A 21,678-nucleotide genomic window follows, 5' to 3' on the forward strand; every position below is an offset into this window, starting at 1 on the left:
AACACACACAGGAGTTGACATCCCATGCAGCACATCCAGGACCTGATCGGAATCGGCTTCGGCCCGTCGAACGTCGCGCTGGCCATCGCCCTTGAAGAAAAGCGCCACGGCAGCAAGCCGCTGGACGCGCTCTTCATCGAGCGCCAGCCCGGCTTTGCCTGGCATCCGCACATGCTGCTGGACCAGGCGCACATGCAGATCTCGTTCCTGAAGGACCTGGCGACGCTGCGCAACCCGACCAGCCGCTTCACTTTTGTGAACTACCTGTACGAGAAGGGGCGCCTGACGGACTTCATCAACCTCAAGAGCTTCTTCCCGAGCCGCCACGAGTTCAACGACTACCTGGGCTGGGCCGCGGGCCAGTTCGAGGATGCGTGCCGCTACGGCGAGGAAGTGTTCGAGGTGCTGCCCGAAAAGCAGGCGGGCGAGGTGTCGCTGCTGCGCGTGCGCTCGCGCACCGCCGAGGGCCGGGTGCAGGAGCGCCTTGCGCGCAACCTGGTGGTGAGCATCGGCGGCGTGCCCAACATTCCCGAAGGCTTTCGCGCCCTGCGCGACGACGCGCGCGTGTTCCATTCGAGCAGCTACCTGAAGGACATCGCGCAGCATCCCCATGCGCGCCGCGTCGCCATCGTGGGCGCGGGCCAGAGCGCGGCGGAGATCTTCATGGACCTGCAGGGCCGCGCCAGCGCGCCGCAGGTCGACCTGATCATGCGCGCGCGCTCGATCCGCCCCTCGGACGACAGTCCCTTCGTCAACGAAGTCTTCAACGCCGACTTCACCGACTACATGTACAGCCAGGACCGCGAGGTGCGCGCCGCGCTGCTGGACGAGTTCTCGCAGACCAACTACGCGGTGGCCGACCTCGACCTGATCCAGCAGATCTACAAGGTCTTCTACGACCAGAAGGTGGCGCGCGGCAACCGCCTGCGCATGCTGCGCCAGCACGAGGTGCGGGCGGTGCGCGCCGCGCAGGACGGCATCCACCTCACGCTGCTGGACCGCGACGTGCAGCGCGAGAGCACCGTGCGCTACGACGCCGTGGTGCTGGCCACCGGTTACGCGCGCGAGCAGCACAAGGACCTGCTCGCGCCGCTCGCGCCGTACATCGGCGACTACGACGTGGACCGCTGCTACCGCCTGAAAGCTACGCCCGATTTCCACCCGGGCATCTACCTGCAGGGCGCCTGCGAGAGCAGCCATGGCCTGAGCGACACGCTGCTGTCGGTGACCTCGGTGCGCACCGGCGAGATCGGCAATGCCTTGCTCGCCGCGCATCCGCGCATGCGCAGCGCGGTGCGGGACGAAGCGCAGGCGCAGCAGGCCGTCCAGATCTGACGCGTGCCCCGTCGCGGGGCTCCCCCGGGCCTCCATGAGCCTTTTCATGCGCCTCCTTCTTCCCGTCGCGAGGCGTTCCCCGGGGGCCTCGGTCGCGGGCCGCCTGAATGTACCTTGTCCCGTCGATATGCGCCGAATCGTTTCTCTCCTGCTTGTTCTTCTTCTGGCCGCTGCCGGTGCGAGCCTTCTCTGGGCGGGTCGCCCCGCCACCGCCGTCGATACCGTGGCGGTGTCGCGCGCGACCATCGAGTCCAGCGTCACTGCGCTCGGCACGCTGCAGCCGCGGCGCTATGTCGATGTAGGCGCGCAGGTGTCGGGGCAGATCCTGCGGCTGCAGGTGCAGCCCGGTGATGTGGTGGAAAAGGGGCAACTGCTGGTGGAGATCGACCCCAGCGTGCAGCGCGCCACCGTCGACGCGGGGCGTGCTTCGCTGGCCGGCTTGCGCGCGCAGCTGGCGGAGCAGCGCGCCCAGCACCGCCTGGCCGGCCAGCAGCATGCGCGGCAACACCGCATGGCGATCGACGGCGCAACGCGCGAAGAAGACGTGCAGAGCGCCGAAGCCGCGCTGGCCTCGGCCGCGGCCCGCATCGACAACCTCCAGGCCCAGATCGCGCAGACCCAGGCCACGCTGAAGGCCGACGAGGCGCGCCTGGGCTACACGCGCATCTATGCGCCGATGGCCGGCACGGTCGTGTCGGTGGAGGCGCGGGAGGGCCAGACCCTCAACGCCACCTACCAGACGCCGAACGTGCTGCGCATTGCCGACCTGTCGTCCATGACCGTGTGGTCCGAGGTGTCGGAGGCCGATGTGCGGCGCGTCAAGGCGGGCATGCCCGTGTACTTCACGACACTGGGCGCGGACCGGCGCCGCTGGCAGGGCACGGTGCGCCAGCTGCTGCCCGCGCCGCCGACGCCGGCACCCAAGGCCGGCGGCAGCGAGAGCGGCACCACGCCGGCGGCGGCGGGCAACAAGGTCGTGGTCTACACGGCGCTGTTCGACGTGGACAACGCCGACGGCGCGCTGATGCCGCAGATGACCGCGCAGGTCGCGTTCGTCGAGGCCGCCACCAGGGATGCGGCCGTGGTGCCCGCTGCGGCCCTCGTGCCGGTGGCCGGTGCCGGCGGCAGCGGCGACCGCTTCGCCGTGCGGGTGCTGCGCGGCGACGGCACCGTCGAAACCCGGCCGGTGCGCATCGGCGTGCGCAACCGGGTGAAGGCCGAGGTGCTCGACGGCGTGCAGGTCGGGGACCGTGTGGTCACCGGCAGCGCCGCCAAGCCATGACGCCGAGCACAGGCGCGCCGGCCGACCGGGTCGATCCAGCCGATCAGCCCTTGCCGTTGATCGAGCTGCAGGACATCCGCAAGGCCTACGGGCACGCCGATGAAAGCGAGGCCGCGGGCGCCGCGCCCGTGCTGGTGCTGCGCGGCATTTCGCTGCGGCTGCACGCCGGCGAATTCGTTGCCATCGTCGGCGCCTCGGGATCGGGCAAGTCCACGCTCATGCACATCCTGGGCTGCCTCGACCGGCCCACCGGCGGGCGCTACCTGTTCGAAGGCCAGGACGTCGCCACCCTCGACGCCGATGCGATGGCCCGGCTGCGGCGCGAGGCGTTCGGCTTCGTCTTCCAGGGCTATCACCTCGTGCCGACCGAATCGGCGCGCGAGAACGTCGAGATTCCGGCGCTCTACGCGGGCATGCCGGAGGCCGAGCGCCGCGTGCGCGCCACCGCGCTGCTCGAGCGACTGGCAATGGGCACGCGGCTGGACCACCGGCCCGGCCAGCTGTCCGGCGGCCAGCAGCAGCGCGTGGCGATCGCCCGCGCCCTCATGAACGGCGGCCGCATCATCCTGGCCGACGAGCCCACCGGCGCGCTCGATAGCCAGAGCGGCGCGGAGGTCATGAAGCTGCTGAACGAACTGGCGGATGCGGGGCACACGGTGATCCTGATCACGCACGACCGCCAGGTGGCCGCACAGGCACGCCGCGTCGTAGAGATCCGCGACGGCCAGATCGTGGCGGATTCGGGCGAGAGCCGGGTGCCCGTGCCCGTGCCTGATGCGCCCACCTCCGCCGCCACGGCCGCGCGCAGGTCGAACGCATCCGGCCGCCACACCCATGCCTCGCTGGCCGCGGACCTGCACGAGGCGGCGCGCGCGGCCTGGCGCGTCATGTGGAGCAACCGCTTTCGCACCGGGCTGACGCTGCTGGGCATCGTCATCGGCGTGGCCTCGGTCATCGCGATGCTGGCGGTCGGGGGCGGCTCGCAGCAGCAGGTGCTTGCGCAGTTCGAGACCTTCGGCGTGCGCACCATGTTCGCGGCCGCGCGCGAGGGCAGCGTGCGCGCGCCGGCCGCGCCGCTCACGCTGGACGATGTCGAAACCATCCGCGGCGTGCCGGAGGTCGAGGCCGTCGCGCCCTACATCGAGGACCGGGTGGTCGTGCGCCGGGGCAACGTCGATCATTCGTCCGAGGGCGGCGGTACCACGGTCGGTTTCGCCGAGGTGCTCGGGTGGAAGACCACCGAGGGCCGGATGTTCGACGAAGCCGACGAGGCGGCCGCGGCCAAGGTGGCCGTGATCGGCCAGACGGTGCGCAAGACCTTGTTCGCGGACGGCAGCGATCCGATCGGGCAGGACATCCTGGTCGACAAGGTGCCGTTCCAGGTCATCGCGGTGCTCGCGGCCAAGGGAACGGCCGATGGCACCGACCAGGATGACCGCGTCATCGTGCCGTTCTCGGCCGCCGCCGCGCGGCTCTTCGGCCACCGCAACCCGACCTGGATCGGCGTGAAGGTTCGCCACCTGGAACAGGCGCTCGCCACGGCCGAGGAAATCGAGACCCTGTTGGCCGCGCAGCGCCGCATGCGCGACGTGAAGGTGTGGAACCGCATCGAGGCGATCCGCGCGCAGTCGGCCACCGCACGCGCGATGACGCTGATGCTCGGCCTGATCGCCACCATTTCTCTGGTGGTGGGCGGCATCGGCGTGATGAACGTGATGCTGATGACGGTGCGCGAGCGCACCCGCGAGGTCGGCATCCGCATGGCGACCGGTGCGCGGCAGACCGACATCCTGCGCCAGTTCCTGACCGAGGCGGTGCTGCTGACCTCGGTGGGCGGCACCGTGGGCGTGGTCGCGGGGCTGGCGATCGTCGGGGTGCTCACGCTGGCCGGAGTGCCGGTGGTCTTCCCGCTGCTGGCCAGCGTCGGGGCCTTCGGCTGCGCCGTGCTGACCGGCCTGATCTTCGGTTTCATGCCCGCGAGGAATGCGGCCCGGCTGGACCCGGTCGTGGCGCTGGCATCGCAATAGACATCGCAGCACCATGCAGACCCCAAAACCTTGCCGCTCGCGCCTGTCGCCCCTGTCGTGGGTGTGCGCATTTTTTCTCGCCGGTTGTGCCGCGCCCGCGGCCCTGCCGCCGCATGCGGTGCAACCGCCTTCGTCATGGACAAGCGAGCGATCCGATACCGATGCCGCCGCCGCTGTCGATGTGCACTGGTGGCGCCACCTGGGCAGCAGCGAACTCGACGCATTGATCGCTCAGGCGCAGGCGCACAACCAGGACCTGGCGATGTCGCTGGCGCGCGTCGACGGCGCCAGGGCGCAGGCGCGCATTGCGGGCGCGCAACGCTCGCCCGAGCTCACGGGCCAGGTCGATGCCAGCCGCCAGGCCCGCGTCGGTGGCCATGCGTCGGTCGACGGCAATGCGCACGCCGTCGGCTTCGCGGCCCGCTACGAGCTCGACCTGTGGGGGCGACAGGCCGCGCTGCACCGCGAGGCGCGCGAGGGCCTGCGTGCCAGCGTCTTCGAACGCGATGCGGTGCAGCTGAGCGTCACTGCCGAGGTCGCGTCGTCGTGGCTGCAGCTGCAGGGCCTGCGCGAGCGCGCGGCAATTGCTGGCAGCAGCCTCGCGAACGCGCAGCGGGTCTTGCAGCTGGTGGAATCGCGCGGCCGCGCCGGGGCGGCCGCGCCGCTGGAGCTGGCCCAGCAGCGCGGCCTGGTGGCGGCGCGGGTGCGCGAACTCCCACGCCTGCGCCAGCAGGCGCGCCATGCAGAAACCGCGCTGGCCCTGCTGCTCGGCTTGCCCGCGCCTGCGCCGGCAGAGAGGGAGGGGGAGGGGGAGGGACGGCTCGACATGCTGCGCATTCCCAGCATTTCGGCGGGCCTTCCATCGCAACTGCTGGTGCGTCGCCCCGACCTCGCGCAGGCCGAGGCGCGGCTGGCCGCGGCCGATGCGAACGTGCAGGCGGCACGCGCCGCGCTGCTGCCGCGCGTCACGCTCAGCGCATCGCTGGGCCTGCAGGGGCAGGCGGCCGGCGGGCTGTTCGACAACCCGATCTACAGCCTCGCCGCCGGCCTGGCGGCGCCCATCTTCGACGGCGGGCGGCTCGCGGGCGAACGCGCCCTGGCCGAGGCGCGGCGCGAAGAGTTGCTGGCCGCCTACCGCGCCGCGATCATCGGCGCCTTTGCGGACGCCGAAACCGCGCTCCAGGCCATCGCAGGCATCGATGCACAAGCATCGGCGCAGGCCGACGAACTGTTGCAGGCCCGCCGTGCGGCGCAGCTGTCGGAGCTGCGCTACCGGGCGGGCGCCGAGACGCTGCTGGTGCTGCTCGATGCGCAGCGCGCGCTGTATGCCGCGCAGGACCTGGACATCCAGCTGCGGCAAGCCCGGCTGCAGGCGCGCGTCGCGCTGTACCGCGCGCTGGGCGGCGGATGGCAGGGCGACAGCGGCGTGCTCGCGCGGGGCGAACCTGGAAGTTGAGGCCGCCCGCATCGCGTGTCGGGTGAGCGCCAGCTTCTTCGGAAGCCTCCGGCATGAACATATGCACGGGCCCTGCGTCAATACGAGAGACGAAGCCAACCCCGGCACAGATCCAACGCAGTCGACGATGGCCAACAGAACTTCCGTTTCCTCAGAGACTGCCGTCGATACGGCCTGGGCGCTTTTCTGCAAGCTGCATGACGCACCTTCGCGCCACCATGCGGACCAGCTCGTGCACTGGCTCGCCGAAGACCCGCGGCATGTGCGCGCATTCGACGAGGCGCTCACGCTGTGGGCGCTGGCGGGCGCCGTTCTGGTCAGGCCCGCGCTGGACGACGCGCGGCGCCGCGGCGCCGACCTGCAATAGCCGGCTTTCGAACCGCTCAAGTCCAAGGAACAAATGAAATCAATCCTCAAGCCCGGTGCCCGCGCGCGGGGTCGCCGCACTGCCGCTGTCTCCTTCGCCATCGTGGCCATCGCGCTCGCGGGCGCATTCACCGGCACCGCTCCTGCATGGGCCCGCGGCGAATCGCCCACGGCTTCCATCGAAATACGCCGCACCGGCGACGGCATTCCGCATGTGCGGGCCACCACCTGGCGTGGGGTGGGCATGGGCGTGGGCCGGGCACAGGCCGAGGACGCGCTGTGCACGCTGGCCGATGCCTTCGTCACCTACCGGGGAGAACGCTCCCTGTACTTCGGCGCCGACAAGAAGCCGGCCACGCGCTCGACCTTCGGCGAACCCCTGAACCTGGACCTGGACTTTTTCTTCAGGGCCTTCGCCGGCCCCGAGGCGGTCGCGGCATTCAAGCGCGAGCAGCCGGCTGAACTCAACGAACTCATCGCGGGCTATGCAGAGGGCTACAACCGCCATGTGGCGTCAATGCGGTCAACGCGTGTGGTGCGGCATGCCTGCGGCCACGCGCCATGGGTGCGGCCCATCGAACCCGACGATGTCTACCGGCGCATGATCGCCGCCGCATTGGCGGGCGGCTACACGCACTTCGTCTCCGAAATCGTGAACGCCAGGCCGGCTGCCGCCGCACCGCCCGCGCCGGCGGACACGCTCTCGCTGTCGTCCAGGCTCGACATTCCTGTGGGCGATGCGCGCGGCATCGGCAGCAACGTGATGGCCTTCGGCCAGGCGGCCACCGGCGAGCGCGGCGGCGTGCTGTTCGGCAACCCGCATTGGTACTGGGGCGGGCCGGACCGCTTCTATCAGGCGCACCTGAGCTTGCCGGGCAAGCTGGATGTGGCGGGCGTGTCCTTTCTCGGCATTCCGGTGATCATGATCGGCTTCAACAACGACGTGGCCTGGAGCCACACGGTGTCCGCCGCGCGTCGCTTCGGGCTGTTCGAGCTGACGCTGGACCCTGCCGACGCCACGCGCTACCTGGTCGACGGCGTGTCCGAGCCCATGCGGACGCAGCCGCTGGCGGTGCAGGTGCGCCGGCCCGACGGCACCACGGAGGTGGTGCACCGCACGCTCTACAGCACGCGCTTCGGTCCGGTGGTCGATCTGGCGGCGCGCCATGAGGCGCTCGGCTGGCGCGGCGGCAAGGCACTCGCCATCCGCGATATCAACGCGGGCAACCCGCGCATCTTTCGCAACTTCCTGCGTTGGAACCGGGCGCGTTCGCTCGACGAATTCATCGCGATCCAGAAAGAGGAGGCGGGCATGCCCTGGGTCAACACGGCGGCGATCGGGCGCGGTGACGGCCGCGTCTGGTATGCCGACATCGGCGCCGTGCCCGGTGTGCCGGACGAGCTGCGCATAGCCTGCGCGACGCCGCTGTCCAAGGCCTTTGCCGCGATCGATCCGCGCACGCCGCTGCTCGACGGCAGCCGTTCGGCCTGCGAATGGCAGACCGGGGAGCCCTCGGGCCAGGCCGGCAGCATGTCTGTCGACAAGCTGCCGAGCGCGCTGCGCGAAGACTATGTCGCCAACATGAACGACAGCTACTGGCTCACCCACCCCGCGCAGCCCTTGACCGGCTTCGCGTCCATCCTCGGCGGCGAAGGCCAGTCGCTCTCGATGCGCGGACGAGAGGGGCACCGCATCGCGGGCGAACTCGCGAGCGCAGGCGAAAGCTCGGCCAAGGGCTTGGCGCAGCGGATGATGCACAAGGCGCTCGAAGCCCGCTCCTACACCGCGGACCAGTTCAAGCAACCCTTGCTCGATCGCGCGTGCATGCCGGGCGAGGCCGCGCTGGCGCCCGGGGTGCAGCAGGCCTGCGAGGTGCTTCGCCGCTGGTCGAACCGCGCCGATGCCCAGGACAAGGGTGGTGCGCTGCTGTGGGACGCCTTCTGGACTCGCCTGCAGAAGATTCCGGAGCCGGAGTTCTACTCAACGACCTTCTCGGCACAGATGCCGTTGAGGGTGCCCGGCGTCAATGCGGCAGACCCGCGCGTGGCGCTCGCGCTCGCCGGTGCGGTCGAGGACATGCGCCAGAAGGGCTGGGCGCCGGACGCGCCGCTCAGCGCGCACCGCTTCGCGCGCAGCGAAGGCCGCCGGGTTCCGCTCTTCGGAGGCTGCGACGCCGAGGGCTACTTCACCGTGGCCTGCGCCAACGAGGGCGACTACACCATGGGCGATCGTTCGCATGGCAACAGCTATCTGCAGGTGGTGTACTTCGACCGGCACGGCGTGCAGGCGCGCACGCTGCTGGCACACGGCGGGCGCGAAACCGCGGTGACGAACGGCCCGGGCCTGGCGCCGGTGGCGCGCTATGCAAGGAAGGATTGGCTGCGCTTTCCGTTCCGCGAGCAGGACATCGCGCGCGATCCCTTGCTCCGGCGCAGCACGATCAGCCCCGCTTCGGAATACCCAGCCCCTTCACGACGGCCGGCCGCGCCACGAAGGCTTCCAGCGCCCGAGCCACGTTCTTGAAGTCATCGAAGCCCACCAGCTCGCCCGCTTCGTAGAAGCCGACGAGGTTGCGGATCCACGGGAAGGTGGCGACGTCGGCGATGGTGTAGCTGTCGCCCATGATCCAGGCGCGGTCGGCCAGGCGCTTGTCGAGCACGCCCAACAGGCGCCTGGATTCGGCGACATAGCGGTCGCGCGGGCGCTTGTCTTCGTAGTCCTTGCCGGCGAACTTGTTGAAGAAGCCCAACTGGCCGAACATCGGCCCGATGCCGCCCATCTGGAACATCACCCACTGGATGGTTTCGTAGCGGCCGGCGGCGTCCTGCGGCATGAACTTGCCGGTCTTCTCGGCCAGGTAAATCAGGATCGCGCCCGATTCGAACAGCGCGAGCGGCTTGCCGCCGGGACCGTCAGGGTCGAGGATGGCCGGGATCTTGTTGTTTGGGTTGAGCGACAGGAATTCGGGCGACATCTGGTCCTGCGTCTCGAAGCTCACCAGATGCGGCTCGTAGGGCAGGCCGGTTTCCTCCAGCATGATCGACACCTTCACGCCGTTGGGCGTGGGCAGCGAATACAACTGCAGGCGCTCGGGGTGTTGTGCCGGCCATTTGCCGGTGATGGGGAAGTGCGAGAGATCGGTCATGGGAGGTCCTGAAAAAGCGCAAGCTGGGGATTCTGCCCCCGCGGTCGGGCGCCCGGGCTGCCGCCGAGCCGGGGGGCGGCTCCACCGCGCGTCAGAAACGCGTCAGAAGCGCGCCTTCAGGAACGCCGAGGGGCCTTGCAGGCGCACCTTGAGCCGCGAGTCGGCAAAGTCGCTTTCGCGGGTCAGGTCGATGTTGGTCACGCCATAGGAGACCACCACGCCCACGTTCTTCACCGGGAACCACTCGACGCCCGCCGACGCGTTGTAGATGTTGCCGTGGAAGCGGCCGCTGCTCTTCCACACACCCGAGGCATCGGCGAAGAGGCGCAGGTCGGGGGTGATGGCATGGCGCACGCCGATCTCCAGCAGCGGTGCGATCGCGTTGTCGCTCGAGCGCTCGTTCAGCGTGCCGATCTGGCCGTTGACGGCGGCGAGTGCCGACGTGCCGAGCGTCGCGCGGTAGTAGGCTGCGCCGGCGCCCAGGCCGAGCACGGTGTTGCCCGAGCCGATCCACCACTTGTACGAGAGCTTGGCGAAGTCGAGCTTGGTGTTCAGGTTCGCGTTGCCGAAAGTGCTCAGCGTGCCGAAGGGGCCGAGCGAGGTGCTGTTGCCGAACTGGCCGCCGTAGTCGCGCTTGTACTGGTAGTAGTCGAACGAAATGCCCTGGCTGTCGCCGAGCAGCAGGTCGGCGCTGACGCGGGGCATGGTCACGCGGCCTGGTTTGATGTCGCCGGTCTGCAGCGTGCCGTAGGGCGTGGCCACCGAGGCGTTGAGCTTCGGATCGGCGCTGAAGCCGCCCACCGAGAAACTGAAGCGGTCCAGCGCCGGCGAGGGGTCGGCCAGCGCGGGCATCGCCGCAAAGAGAAAACCGGAACCGGCGAGCGCGCCAAGGGCGCCGAATCTGCACGTCCGGCCGAATGGACGGGAGCGAAGCGACAGCATGCGAAAAATCCTTCGGAAGATGAAAAAAGAGGCCTCGGGCAGCTTGCGTGGCGCGTGCATCGTTCGGTTGTCCGGTCTGCACTGCGTGATGCCTCGGGCGGGCTCCCCTGAAACCGCAGAACATTAGTAAAGCGCCGCAGTGCGCCGAATGCGTCGAATGCGGCTCTTCATGTAGGAATTTCTCGACGGTCCGGGGCCCGGCGCTACAGTGCCCGCATGCGCAAACACCTCTCCACCACCACGGGCCCGCAGCGTCTTCTCTACGGCACGGTTGCCGGCGCGGCGGTCGCATTTTTTCCCTGGCACCTGAGCGGCATGGCGCGCGGGCTGGCGGGGTGGTGTGCCGGGGTGCTGGTGTACCAGGCGCTGACCTGGTGGCTGATCGAAACCTTCGATGCGCGGCGCACGCGCGAGCGCGCGCAGTCGCTGGACCAGCCCAACCTGATGATCCTGGTGTCGATGCTGGTGGTGGTGTGCGTGAGCGTGGTGGCCATCGCGATGCTGCTGCAGCAGGTCAAGCAGCTGACCGGCTGGGAGCGCGCGGGGCATGTGCTGCTGGGCGTGGTGGCGCTGGCCGGCTCCTGGCTGATGATGCACACGATCTACGCCTTTCACTACGCGCACCGCTACTACATCGACCAGAAGAGCGGCACCGCCGACGGCGGCCTGGACTTTCCGGGCAAGGACGACGCCCCGGACTACTTCGACTTTCTCTACTACTCGTACGTGATCGGCATGACCTCGCAGGTGTCCGACGTGCAGGCCACATCGCGTGAGATGCGGCGCATCACGCTGGTCCACAGCGTGCTGGCCTTTGCGTTCAACATGCTGGTGCTGGCGCTGTCGATCAACGTGGTGGCGGGCGCGATATAGGCTGCGCGCACTTCGTGTCGCTGCGCCAACCCTCTGCCGGGGGCGGCCGTGCGCGGCGGCCCCTCGCGAAGATGGGAGTCAGGCCGTCTTCGGTTTGCGCCCGAGCGTGACGATGCCCGTGGAAAGCGCCACGCCGCACACGATGACCACGGCGGAAATCAGCATCCACTGCGTGATGTTCTCGCTCAGGAACACCGCGCCGTAGAAGAGCGCGAACACCGGCACCAGGAAGGTCACGGTCAGTGCGCGCGCCGGTCCCGCCCGCTCGATCAGCCGGAAGAACAGGATGTACGCCACGCCCGTGCAGGCGATGCCCAGCGCCAGCAGCGCGAGCCAGGCGCGCAGGCTCGGCATTTGCGCCGGCCAGAGCCAGATGGCGGGCAGCGCAAGGAAGAGCGTGGCACCCAACTGGCTGCCGGTGGCTGTGGCCAACGGCGGCACACCGCCCAGAAAGCGGCGCGCGGCACTGGCCGAGATGCCGTAGCAAAGACAGGCCCCCAGGCACGCGACCACGGCCCACAGCGCGGCATGGCCGCTGGCGCCCGAGTGCAGGCCGGCGCTGCGGCTCGCAAGCATCGCCACGCCGGCAAAACCGATGACCAGGCCCACGATGCGCGAGCCGTTCGGCCGCTCGCGAAACCACGCCCACGCCACCAGTGCGCCGAACATCGGCACGGTGGCGTTGATGACGGCGGCCAGGCCGGTGTTGATGGTCAGGAGCGCAAAGCAGAAGAGCGCGAACGGCATGCCCGAGTTGAAGACGCCGACGCCGAAGGTGGCCTTCCAGTGCGTTGCAAGTGCCGGCCCCTGCCCGCGCAGCAGCGCGATCGGCAGCAGGAACAGCGCGGCGATGCCCACCCGCACCGCAGCCGTCGGCAGTGCGCCGAACTCGGCCGCACCGATGCGCATGAAAAGAAAGGAGGCGCCCCACAAGGCGGCGAGCAGGACGAGGTCGATGAGCCAGGGCTTGGCGGTGCCGGTGGCGATGTTGTTCTGTGTTGTCGTGGTCATGGTCTCTGTTGGTCCTGGGGGCGAGCCTTACCTTGCGCCTTCCAGCTCCAGGAGCGCGGTCTTGCGGTGCAGCCCGCCAGCGTAACCGGTGAGCGAACCGTTGGCGCCCAGCACGCGGTGGCAGGGCACGATCACGCTGATCGGGTTGCGCCCGACGGCCGCGCCCACCGCGCGCACGGCGGTGGGGTTGCCCACGTGGGCGCTGAGCGCGCCGTAGGTCATGGTCTTGCCCGCCGGGATCGCGAGCATGGCCTGCCACACGCTCTGCTGGAACGCGGTGCCGTGCGAGAGGTCCAGCGGCATGTCGAAGTCGCCGCGCTTGCCGGCGAAGTAGTCGTGCAGTTGCGTGCGGGCTTCGACCAGCGCGGGGTGATCGTCCCTGGTGATCCAGCCGGTGGTGTCGGGCCAGTGGCGCTGCTGGTCGAACCAGACGCCGGCCAGGCCCTGGTCGGTGGCTGCCATCGTGATGCCGCCCAGCGGCGTGTCGATGTGCGAGGTGTAGATGACTTTGCTCTTGAACTTCATGGCATGTCAGGCGGCGAGGCCTGCCGTTGCGGGTGTGGGAGGAGGCGTCTGCGTCGGCGCAGCCGTCGGCGATGGGGAGGGTGCATGCCATGCGCGCAGCACCGCATAGCCGCGCCAGGGGCGCCAGGCTTGCGATGCCTCGCTGGCCGCGCGGGCGGTGCTCACGCCCAGCGCCTTCTGCAGCGCGATGTCGCCGGCCGGGAACGCATCGGGCCAGCGCAAGGCGCGCATCGCGATGTACTGCGCGGTCCAGTCGCCGATGCCCGGGAGCGCTTGCAGCGCCGCGATGGTCGAGGGCACGTCGGCGCCCGCATGCAGCGCCAGCCGGCCGGAAGCGACCTCGTTGGCAATGGCCTGCAACGCCGCTTGCCGCTGGCGCACGATGCCCAGCTGCCCGAGCGCGTCGCCGCTGGCCGCGGCAATGGCCGCCGGCGTGGGAAACAACCGGGCCAGGCCTTCGACGGGCGTGGCGATGGTCTCGCCGAAGGCATCGACCAGCCGCGAGCCCAGCGTGCGCGCCGCGGCCACCGTGATCTGCTGCCCCAGCACCGCGCGCACCGCGAGCTCGAAGCCGTCGACCGTGCCCGGCACGCGCAGGCCGTCGCCGTGCGGGAAGGCGGCATGCAGCGCGGCGTTGATCGCCATGGGCTCGGCGTCCAGGTCGAACATGGCGCGTGCGCGGCTGATCACGATGGGCAGCACCGCCGCGAGCGAGTCGCTGACCGACAGCAGCACGTGCTCGCGTTCGAGGTCGAAGCGCAGCTGCAGCCAGCCGGCGTGCGTGTGCGCGCCTTGCTGTATGCGCAGGGTGCGCGACAGGCGCAGGTAGGTCGGCGTGCTGCCCTTGGCGGGCTCCTTGCCGTCGACGGTGGAGACCACCTCGATGCCGCGCAGCGCACGCCGTGCAAAGAAGGCGAGCATCGCGTTGGCGTCGTAAGGCGGCCTGAAGCTCAGGCGCACCTCGATGGCCTTGCCTTCGCCGCCGGCGGCACCGCCCGCGCGGCGCAGCGCGCTGGGGTTGAGCCCGTAGTGGCCCACGAAAGCCGCGTTGAAACGGCGCACGCTCGCAAAGCCGCTGGCCAGCGCCACCTGCGTCATCGGCAGGCGGGTGTCGGCGATCAGTTGCTTGGCGGCCAGCAGGCGGCGCGTTTGCAGGTACTGCAGCGGGGACACGCCGAACTGCGACTCGAAGATGCGCCGCAGGTGCCGGTCGCTCACGCCCAGGCGGGCCGCGACCTGCGCGGCGCCGGGGCCGCTGTCCTCGCCGCCGTGGGACCATGCATCGGGCTCGTCGATGAGCCGCGCCGCCTGCAGCGCGAGGATGCGCGAGGCGTCTTCGGTGGACCAGCTGGCCGCCCGCGGCGCCAGCTCGGGCCGGCAGCGCAGGCACGGGCGAAAGCCCTCGGCCTCGGCCTGCGCCGCGTGGCGAAAGAACCGGCAGTTCTCGCGCCGCGGCAGCTTGACGCGGCAGACCGGACGGCAGTAGATGCCGGTGGAGGTCACTGCTGTGAAGAACGACCCGTCGAAGCGCGCATCGTGCGTCTTCATCGCCAGGTAACAGGCGTCGCTCTCGAGCGCTTCGGAGGGGGCGGCGGGGGTGGACATGGGCAAATGATACGGTTGCGCCCCGTTTCAACTGGCCGTTTCCGGACATGTGGGTGAATGGGGCGTTGCCTACAATGCCCCGTTCCAAAAACAACAGGAAAACGCCCCCCATGCAGCTCAACGCATCGATCTTCAAGGCCTACGACATCCGCGGCGTGGTGCCCGTCACCCTCGACACCGAGGTGGCGCAGGCGCTCGGCCGGGCCTTCGGCAGCGCCGCGCGCGCCGCCGGCGAGAAGATCGTGGCCGTGGGCCGCGACGGCCGCCTGTCGGGCCCCGCGCTCGCCGAGGCGCTGATCGAAGGGCTGGTGGCCACGGGCGTCGAGGTGATCGACGTGGGCGCCGTCACCACGCCGATGCTCTATTTCGCGGCGCACACGCTGTGCACCAGCGGCATCCAGGTGACGGGCAGCCACAACCCCAAGGACTACAACGGCTTCAAGATGGTGCTGGCCGGCCGCGCGATCTACGGCGACGAGATCCAGGGCCTGCGCAAGACCATGGAAGACGGCACCGCCACCCTCGCCCCGGGCGGCAGCGTGCGCAAGGTCGATGTGACCGAGGCCTACGTGAAGCGCATCGCGGGCGACATCAAGCTGGCACGTCCGATGAAGATCGTGGTCGATTCGGGCAACGGCATCGCCGGCGCCACGGCGCCCGCCATCTTTCGCGCCATCGGCTGCGAAGTGGTGGAGCTCTTCAGCGAGGTCGACGGCGACTTCCCCAATCACCACCCCGACCCCAGCAAGCTGGAGAACCTCAAGGACCTGATGGCCGAACTGGCCAAGGGCGAAGCCGAGCTGGGCCTGGCCTTCGACGGCGACGGCGACCGGCTGGGCATCGTCACCAAGGACGGCCAGAACATCTTTCCCGACCGCCAGATGCAGCTCTTTGCAGAGGACGTGCTCTCGCGCGTGCCGGGCGGCACCATCGTGTACGACGTCAAGTGCTCGCAGCGCCTGGCACCGGCCATCGAGGCCGCGGGCGGCAAGCCGCTGATCTTCAAGACCGGCCACTCGCTCATCAAGGCCAAGATGAAGGAAATCGATTCGCCTCTGGGCGGCGAGATGAGCGGCCACATCTTCTTCAAGGAGCGCTGGTTCGGCTTCGACGACGGCACCTATGCGGGCTGCCGGCTGCTGGAAATCCTGAGCAAGAGCCCGGATGCGAGCGAGGTGCTCAATGCGCTGCCCACCAGCTTCTCGACGCCCGAACTCAACGTGGCCTGCGCCGAAGGCGAGCCGCATGCGGTGGTCGACACGCTCGTGAAGAGCGCGCGCTTCGCGGCCCCCGCCGTGGTTTCGACCATCGACGGCCTGCGCGTGGACTGGCCCGACGGTTTCGGGCTGATCCGCGCCTCCAACACCACGCCCGTGCTGGTGCTGCGCTTCGAAGGCCAGACCGACGCGGCCCTGAAGCGCATCGAGGCCGAGATGCTTGCGTTGCTGCGCACCGTCAAACCCGACGCCACGCTGGCCGAAGCTTCCCACTGACGCCTGTGCGCTCCTTGCTGCTGCGCCTGTACGGCGCCTTCACCACTGTCGTGCAACCGCTGGTCCGCCGCAAGTTGCGGCGCCGCGCCGAAGCCGAGCCCGGCTATGGCGTGGCCGTCGAGGAGCGCTTCGGCCGCTACGACGACGCCACCACCGGCCAGGGGCAGTGCTGGGTGCACGCGGTGTCGCTCGGCGAAACCCGCGCCGCCGCGATCCTCATCGCCGAGCTGCGCCGGCAGTACCCGGGCATTCCGATTCTTCTGACGCACGGCACCGCCACCGGCCGCGAGGAGGGCGCCAAGCTGCTCGAGGCGGGTGACACGCAGGTCTGGCAGCCCTGGGACACGCCGGGCGCGGTGGCGCGCTTTCTGGACAAGTTCGAGCCGCGCATCGGCGTGCTGATGGAAACCGAGGTCTGGCCCGAAATGGCCGCGGCCTGCGCCGAGCGCCGCATTCCCCTGGTGCTGGCCAATGCGCGGCTCAACGAGAAATCGCTGGCCGCGGCCGAGCGCCTGGGCTGGCTCGCACGGCCTGCGTACTCGGCGCTCACCGCGGTGTGGGCGCAGACCGAGACCGATGCGCACCGGCTGGTGTCGCTGGGCGCCAAGGTGGCCGGCATCTACGGCAACCTCAAATTCGATGCCACGCCCGACGCGCGCCAGTTGGCCACTGCGGTGTCGCTGCGCGGTCGGCTGCCCAAGCCGATGGTCGTGCTCGCGAGTTCGCGCGACGGGGAAGAGCGGATGCTGCTGGAGGTGCTCAAGCGCTTCGGCGCCACCTTGCCGGTGCCGCCCGAGCAGGGTGCGGTGCGCTCGATCGCCAAGCGGGTGCACGACGTGCAATGGATGATCGTGCCGCGCCATCCGCAACGCTTCGACGAAGTGGCGGCGCTGATCGAATCGATGGGTTTCGCGGTGGCGCGCCGCAGCGCCGCAGGCCAGCCCTCGGACGCGGAAATCTGGCTGGGCGATTCGCTGGGCGAGATGGCTCTGTACTACGGCCTGGCCGACGTGGCGCTGCTGGGCGGCAGCTTCGAGCCGCTGGGCGGGCAGAACCTGATCGAGCCGGCCGCGTGCGGCTGCCCGGTGGTGATGGGGCCGTCGACCTTCAACTTCGCCGAGGCGGCGCAGCTGTCTCTGGCGGCCGGCGCATCGTTGCGCGTCGAAGGCATGGAGCAGGCGGTGACGGCGGCGCTGAAGCTGGTCGAGAACCCCGAGCGCCGCGAGGCGATGGCCGAGGCCGCGCTGGCCTTTTCGTCGTCCAACCGCGGCGCGGCCGAGCGCACGGCGGCGGCGGTGCTGGCGATTGCGCAGGCAGCGGATCCCGTGGCGACGGAGAACGCGCCGCTGGGTGACGAACCCGAGCGCGCCGAACCCACGCTGGACTGATTCCGGTGTTGCTCCTTCCCCTCCCGGGGGAAGGCTGGGATGGGGGCAAGCGCCCAACGAGCGCTGTACAGAGGCCAAGGCCGTCGTGCCCCCACCCCGACTCTCCCCCAGCGGGGGAGCGAGAAAGAAGAAAGTCCCGACTCCCGCTCAGCGCACCGGCGGATTCACGATCACCGGCGGCACCGGTGCCGAAGGCATCGTCGGCGGCGTCGGGTTGAACGGCTGCACCGGCACCGGCGGCACCACCGGGATGCGGGGCGCCACGACCGGCGCCGAAGAACGGTCCGGCTGGGTGGGCGTGGCCGAAGGCACGGCCGGCGTGTTGCCGTTGCTTGCCAGCGTGGCGTTGATCGCGTCCATGTCCGAGGTCGTCAACGTGCCGTTGGCCTGGCGCAGCTTCAGGTTGCCCAGGAGCACGTTGTAGCGGGCCAGCGCAAGGTCGCGCTTGGTCTGGAACAACTGGCTCTGCGAGTTGAGCACGTCGATGTTGATGCGCACGCCCACCTGGTAGCCCAGCTTGTTGGCGTCGAGCGCGCTCTGGCTGGAAGCTTCGGCCGCCTCCAGCGCCTTCACCTGGCCCGCGCCCGACACCAGCCCGAGGTAGGCCGCGCGCGTGGCCTGGGCCACGCTGCGCCGGGTGCCGTCGAGCACGCTGCGCGACTGGTCTTCCAGCGCCAGCGTTTCCTTGATGCGGTTCTCGGTGGCGAAGCCTGCGAAGAGCGGCAGGTTGAAGGTCACGCCGACCGTGGCGGCATTGACGCGCGTGCCCACGGTGCTGGTGCTGGTGCCCGTGGGGTTGCGCGTGACGTTGTAGCCCAGGTTGGCATCGAGCGTGGGCTTGTGGCCGGCCTGCGCCTTCTTGACTTCGAGTGCGGCCACGTCGAGCCCCAGGCGCGCCTGCTGGATCGCGGGATGCACCTCGTCGGCCTGCGCGACCCACGCGTTGATGTCGGCAGGTTGGGCGGTCGGCAGCACCACCGGCACGGCCAGCGGCACCGGCACGCTGCCGGGGCGGCCGACGAGCTGGTCGAGCACGATCTTCTTGACCTGCAGGTCGTTCTCGGCGGCGATTTCCTGCGCGATCACCAGGTCGTAGCGGGCCTGGGCTTCGCGCGAATCGGTGATGGTGGAGGTGCCCACCTCGAAGTTGCGCTTGGCCGATGCCAGCTGTTCGGCCACGGCGATCTTTTGCGCGCGCACCAGCGCCAGGCTGTCCTGGCTGCCGAGCACGTCGAAATACGCCTGGCTCACGCGAACGATCAGGTCCTGCTCGGCGGTGGTGAACACTGCCTCCGCGATCTCGGCCTGGCGCTTGCCCTGCTCGTAGGTCGCCCAGTTGGCGGGCCGGTACAGCGGCTGCGTGGCGTTGATGCCGACGTTCTGCGTGTTGAAGTTGCGCTCGGCGGTGGCGCCGCGGCTGGTGCCGGTGAGGGTGTCGATGTCCAGGTTGCTGCGGTTCACGCCGGCCGTGAGGCCCACGGCGGGCAGGATGCCGGCCTTGGCCTGCGCGGCGCGGGCCACGTTGGCCTCGTACTGGGCCCGCGCGCCCTGGTAGGTGGCGTCGTAGCCGCGGGCGGAATCGTAGAGTTCGTTCAGTGTCTGGCCCTGTGCCGGCAGTGCGAGCAGGGTCGCGATCACGCTGGCGAGTGCGGCGGAAAGTGGCAAAAGCCGGGGCCGTGGAGGCATTGAACGTCCTTGAAGGAAAGAGTCAGTAGCGCGGAACCGAGGGGTCGTGCGACGACCAGGCGTCGATGCCGCCCGCCACATTGGCGAGCCGGTCAAAGCCGTTCTGGTTCAGGAAGGCGGCCACGCGCTGGCTGCGCGCGCCGTGGTGGCAGAGGCAGGCAATGCGCTGGCCTTCGTCCAGTTCGGCGAGGCGGCCCGGAATTTCGTTCATCGGGATCGCGACCAGCGTGAAGCCCTCGGGCACCACGCTCGCCGTTTGCAGCTCCCAGGGTTCGCGCACGTCGAGCAGCACGGGGGCGGCATCGGCGTCCTGCGCAAACCAGGCGGCGAGGTCGGCGGGGCGGACTTGATCGATCATCGGTGCGGCCCGCTCAGAACGAGAAGCGCGAGGGCTCGGGGAAGTTCAGGAGGCGCGGCGCCACGGTATCCCAGGGCTGGACGGTGTCCCACTTGCTCTCGGTCGTGCGGGTGACGAAGTGGGCGCGCATCATCGGCTCTTCGCCCACGATGGCCGCCAGACGGCCGCCGACCTTCAGCGAACCCAGCAGGTTCTGCGGAATGCGGGCCACCGAGCCGCTCAGCACGATCACGTCGAAGCTCGGGCCGCTGGGCAGAGGCACGGCGCCGTCGGCATGGCGCACTTCGACGTTGGTCACGCCGTTCTGGCGCAGGGTTTCGGCGGCGCGGGCGGCGAGCACGGGATTGATTTCGAGCGACAGCACCTGGGCGGCACGGGCGCCGAGCAGGGCGGCCATGAAGCCGGAGCCGGTACCGATCTCGAGCACGGACTCATGCTTTTGCACCTTCAGGTCGTGCAGCATGCGGGCCTCGACCTTGGGCGAGAGCATGAATTCGCCGGGCACGGAGCCGTCCAGCAGCGGCAGTTCCATGTCGAAGAACGAGAGTGTGCGGTGGGCTTCCGGCACGTAGTCTTCCCGGTGGATGGTGGCCAGCAGGTCGAGGATGTCCAGGTCCAGCACATCCCAGGGGCGGATCTGCTGTTCGATCATGTTGAAGCGCAAGCGCTCGAGGGTGGGCGTGGGGTTCATGGCGTGGCTTTCCTTGTGGGCTCAGGACAAACCTTCAATTTTAGGTCGCCCGGATGACACGAGCGGCCCGCTCGGCCATGCAAAGGACCTCATGCCTTGGTCCCGGAGCGCACGCTGAGCCCGTAGAGCACCGTTTCGGCCTGGATCGCGATGTATTTTTCGGGGTCCAGCGGCGCCAGCCCGTCGACGCAGACCATCGCCGAGTGCTTCCACAGCATGAGGAAGACCATGGGCGCGACCACCGAGTAGATCGCGTGGTCCACGTCGACGGGGGCGAATTCGCCGCTGTCGATGCCGCGCTGGAAAATGCGCCGCAGCAGGTTGTGCCCGGGCTCCACCACCTCGCGGCGGTAGAACTCGGCGAGTTCGGGAAAGTTGGCGCCCTCGCTCATCATGAGCTTGGTCAGGCCCGAGGCCTTGGTCATGCCGACGCGTTCCCACCACACGTTCATGCAGTAGCGCAGCATGTCGGCGGTGGTGCCCTCGAAAGCTTCGAATTCGGCGTTCCACTCGGTGAAGCGGCCGCCCAGGCTCTCCATCACGACCGCCTTGAAGAGCTCTTCCTTGCTCGGAAAATAGAGAAAGAGGGTGCCCTTGGAGACCCCGGCGCGCACCGCCACCTCTTCGGAACGGGTGGCGGCAAAGCCTTTTTCGACGAACAGGTCGAGCGCGGCGGCCAGCAGTTCGCCCGGGCGCGCCTCTTTCCGCCGCTCGCGCTTGGAGCGGACCGGACAGAGCTTGTCGACAAAGGAACGAGGGGTGGGCATGAGGTTAATGACTCGCGGGTTAGTAATGTAGTGACCGGCATCCATCCCGTCAAGCCGCGACAATATCGGGTTCGCCTTTCCCCACCCCCTCTTTTGTCCATCTGCGGGAGCAGCCACCATGTCTTCTTCGACGTCGCCTACTGAATCCATCGTGCTTGGCGGAGGCTGTTTCTGGTGCACCGAAGCGGTGTTCGACCGGGTCCAGGGCGTGGTGGACGTGGAGTCGGGCTATTGCAACGGCCAGGTCGTCAACCCGACCTACGAACAGGTCTGCACCGGCCGCACCGGCCATGCCGAGGTGGTGAAGCTGCAATTCGACCCCGCCCAGATCGGCCTGCGCGAGATCCTGGAGATCTTCTTCGTCGTGCACGACCCGACCACGCTCAACCGCCAGGGCAACGACACCGGCACGCAGTACCGCAGCGGCATCTACTACACGAACGACGCGCAGAAGCAGGTGGCCGAAGAGGTGATCCGCGAGATCGAGGCCAGCAAGACCTACGCCTCGCCCGTGGTCACCGAGGTGGCGCCGCTCGCCAACTACTCGACCGCCGAGGCCTATCACCAGGACTATTTCCTGAACAACCCGAACCAGGGCTACTGCGCGTTCGTCGTGGGCCCCAAGGTCGAGAAGTTCCAGAAGACCTTCGCTTCCCGCGTCAAGGCCTGATCGGCCCTGGCGCTCGTTCCCGTGCATTTCGCCGCCCGTCGATCTCCGCTCCTGCCT

19 protein-coding genes are annotated in these 21,678 nt (G+C 69.3%); 10 read left to right on the forward strand and 9 right to left on the reverse strand.

The features are described from left to right. The first annotated feature begins 24 nt into the window (after positions 1-24). From ABIC90_RS00135 to ABIC90_RS00160, 6 genes are all read left to right on the forward strand, one after another. Positions 25-1,335: a lysine N(6)-hydroxylase/L-ornithine N(5)-oxygenase family protein gene (locus ABIC90_RS00135; protein WP_354352010.1), complete on the forward strand. Its 1,311-nt coding sequence runs from the start codon at positions 25-27 to the stop codon at positions 1,333-1,335. 127 nt (positions 1,336-1,462) lie between these two features. Beyond that, positions 1,463-2,617, forward strand: a complete 1,155-nt coding sequence (locus tag ABIC90_RS00140; protein ID WP_354352011.1) for an efflux RND transporter periplasmic adaptor subunit — start codon at positions 1,463-1,465, stop codon at positions 2,615-2,617. After that, positions 2,614-4,644 carry a MacB family efflux pump subunit gene (locus ABIC90_RS00145; RefSeq protein WP_354352012.1) on the forward strand — a complete coding sequence of 677 codons (2,031 nt, stop codon included), beginning with the start codon at positions 2,614-2,616 and terminating at the stop codon, positions 4,642-4,644. Before ABIC90_RS00140 ends, ABIC90_RS00145 begins: the two co-directional genes overlap by 4 nt. 13 nt (positions 4,645-4,657) lie before the next feature. Further along, positions 4,658-6,100, forward strand: coding sequence for an efflux transporter outer membrane subunit (locus ABIC90_RS00150; protein ID WP_354352013.1), 1,443 nt, complete (start codon positions 4,658-4,660; stop codon positions 6,098-6,100). A 127-nt stretch (positions 6,101-6,227) separates the two neighbouring features. After that, positions 6,228-6,467: a hypothetical protein gene (locus ABIC90_RS00155; protein WP_354352014.1), complete on the forward strand. Its 240-nt coding sequence runs from the start codon at positions 6,228-6,230 to the stop codon at positions 6,465-6,467. A gap of 33 nt (positions 6,468-6,500) precedes the next feature. Beyond that, positions 6,501-8,990, forward strand: coding sequence for a penicillin acylase family protein (locus tag ABIC90_RS00160; RefSeq protein ID WP_354352015.1), 2,490 nt, complete (start codon positions 6,501-6,503; stop codon positions 8,988-8,990). On the opposite strand, the gene ABIC90_RS00165 is transcribed toward ABIC90_RS00160, so the two are convergent. Both ABIC90_RS00165 and ABIC90_RS00170 read right to left on the reverse strand, forming a co-directional pair. Further along, complete coding sequence (locus ABIC90_RS00165) at positions 8,908-9,612, reverse strand: glutathione S-transferase N-terminal domain-containing protein (RefSeq protein ID WP_354352016.1); 705 nt, start codon at positions 9,610-9,612, stop codon at positions 8,908-8,910. The two genes, ABIC90_RS00160 and ABIC90_RS00165, sit on opposite strands and share 83 nt — an antisense overlap. A 102-nt stretch (positions 9,613-9,714) precedes the next feature. Then, positions 9,715-10,554, reverse strand: a complete 840-nt coding sequence (locus ABIC90_RS00170) for a hypothetical protein (protein ID WP_354352017.1) — start codon at positions 10,552-10,554, stop codon at positions 9,715-9,717. 216 nt (positions 10,555-10,770) lie between these two features. Here ABIC90_RS00170 and ABIC90_RS00175 point away from each other — a divergent pair, with 216 nt between their 5' ends. After that, positions 10,771-11,427: a DUF1345 domain-containing protein gene (locus ABIC90_RS00175; RefSeq protein WP_354352018.1), complete on the forward strand. Its 657-nt coding sequence runs from the start codon at positions 10,771-10,773 to the stop codon at positions 11,425-11,427. Between the two features lie 78 nt (positions 11,428-11,505). On the opposite strand, the gene ABIC90_RS00180 is transcribed toward ABIC90_RS00175, so the two are convergent. Genes ABIC90_RS00180 through ABIC90_RS00190 form a run of 3 tightly spaced genes read right to left on the reverse strand, consistent with a single transcriptional unit; the run spans position 11,506 to position 14,568 of the window. After that, positions 11,506-12,438 carry a DMT family transporter gene (locus ABIC90_RS00180; protein WP_354352019.1) on the reverse strand — a complete coding sequence of 311 codons (933 nt, stop codon included), beginning with the start codon at positions 12,436-12,438 and terminating at the stop codon, positions 11,506-11,508. A gap of 27 nt (positions 12,439-12,465) precedes the next feature. After that, positions 12,466-12,963, reverse strand: coding sequence for a methylated-DNA--[protein]-cysteine S-methyltransferase (locus ABIC90_RS00185; RefSeq protein WP_354352020.1), 498 nt, complete (start codon positions 12,961-12,963; stop codon positions 12,466-12,468). Between the two features lie 6 nt (positions 12,964-12,969). Then, entirely contained in the window at positions 12,970-14,568 is a 1,599-nt protein-coding gene (locus ABIC90_RS00190; RefSeq protein WP_354352021.1) for a DNA-3-methyladenine glycosylase 2 family protein, read from the reverse strand. A 110-nt stretch (positions 14,569-14,678) separates the two neighbouring features. Here ABIC90_RS00190 and ABIC90_RS00195 point away from each other — a divergent pair, with 110 nt between their 5' ends. Beyond that, positions 14,679-16,061 carry a phosphomannomutase/phosphoglucomutase gene (locus tag ABIC90_RS00195; protein WP_354352022.1) on the forward strand — a complete coding sequence of 461 codons (1,383 nt, stop codon included), beginning with the start codon at positions 14,679-14,681 and terminating at the stop codon, positions 16,059-16,061. A 5-nt stretch (positions 16,062-16,066) separates the two neighbouring features. Then, positions 16,067-17,449, forward strand: a complete 1,383-nt coding sequence (locus ABIC90_RS00200) for a 3-deoxy-D-manno-octulosonic acid transferase (protein ID WP_354352023.1) — start codon at positions 16,067-16,069, stop codon at positions 17,447-17,449. Between the two features lie 147 nt (positions 17,450-17,596). On the opposite strand, the gene ABIC90_RS00205 is transcribed toward ABIC90_RS00200, so the two are convergent. The 4 genes from ABIC90_RS00205 to ABIC90_RS00220 all read right to left on the reverse strand — a co-directional run bounded on the left by ABIC90_RS00205 (position 17,597) and on the right by ABIC90_RS00220 (position 20,951). Then, complete coding sequence (locus tag ABIC90_RS00205) at positions 17,597-19,135, reverse strand: TolC family outer membrane protein (RefSeq protein WP_354352024.1); 1,539 nt, start codon at positions 19,133-19,135, stop codon at positions 17,597-17,599. 22 nt (positions 19,136-19,157) lie between these two features. After that, positions 19,158-19,493, reverse strand: coding sequence for a rhodanese-like domain-containing protein (locus ABIC90_RS00210; protein ID WP_354352025.1), 336 nt, complete (start codon positions 19,491-19,493; stop codon positions 19,158-19,160). A gap of 13 nt (positions 19,494-19,506) precedes the next feature. Then, positions 19,507-20,184, reverse strand: coding sequence for a protein-L-isoaspartate O-methyltransferase family protein (locus ABIC90_RS00215; protein ID WP_354352026.1), 678 nt, complete (start codon positions 20,182-20,184; stop codon positions 19,507-19,509). An 89-nt stretch (positions 20,185-20,273) separates the two neighbouring features. Further along, entirely contained in the window at positions 20,274-20,951 is a 678-nt protein-coding gene (locus ABIC90_RS00220; protein ID WP_354352027.1) for a TetR/AcrR family transcriptional regulator, read from the reverse strand. Between the two features lie 118 nt (positions 20,952-21,069). Here ABIC90_RS00220 and msrA point away from each other — a divergent pair, with 118 nt between their 5' ends. Continuing rightward, positions 21,070-21,621, forward strand: coding sequence for a peptide-methionine (S)-S-oxide reductase MsrA (msrA, locus tag ABIC90_RS00225; protein WP_354352028.1), 552 nt, complete (start codon positions 21,070-21,072; stop codon positions 21,619-21,621). Positions 21,622-21,678: the final 57 nt, after the last annotated feature.

It is taken from the genome of Variovorax boronicumulans, from assembly GCF_040544675.1.
Lineage (GTDB): Bacteria > Pseudomonadota > Gammaproteobacteria > Burkholderiales > Burkholderiaceae_C > Variovorax > Variovorax boronicumulans_D.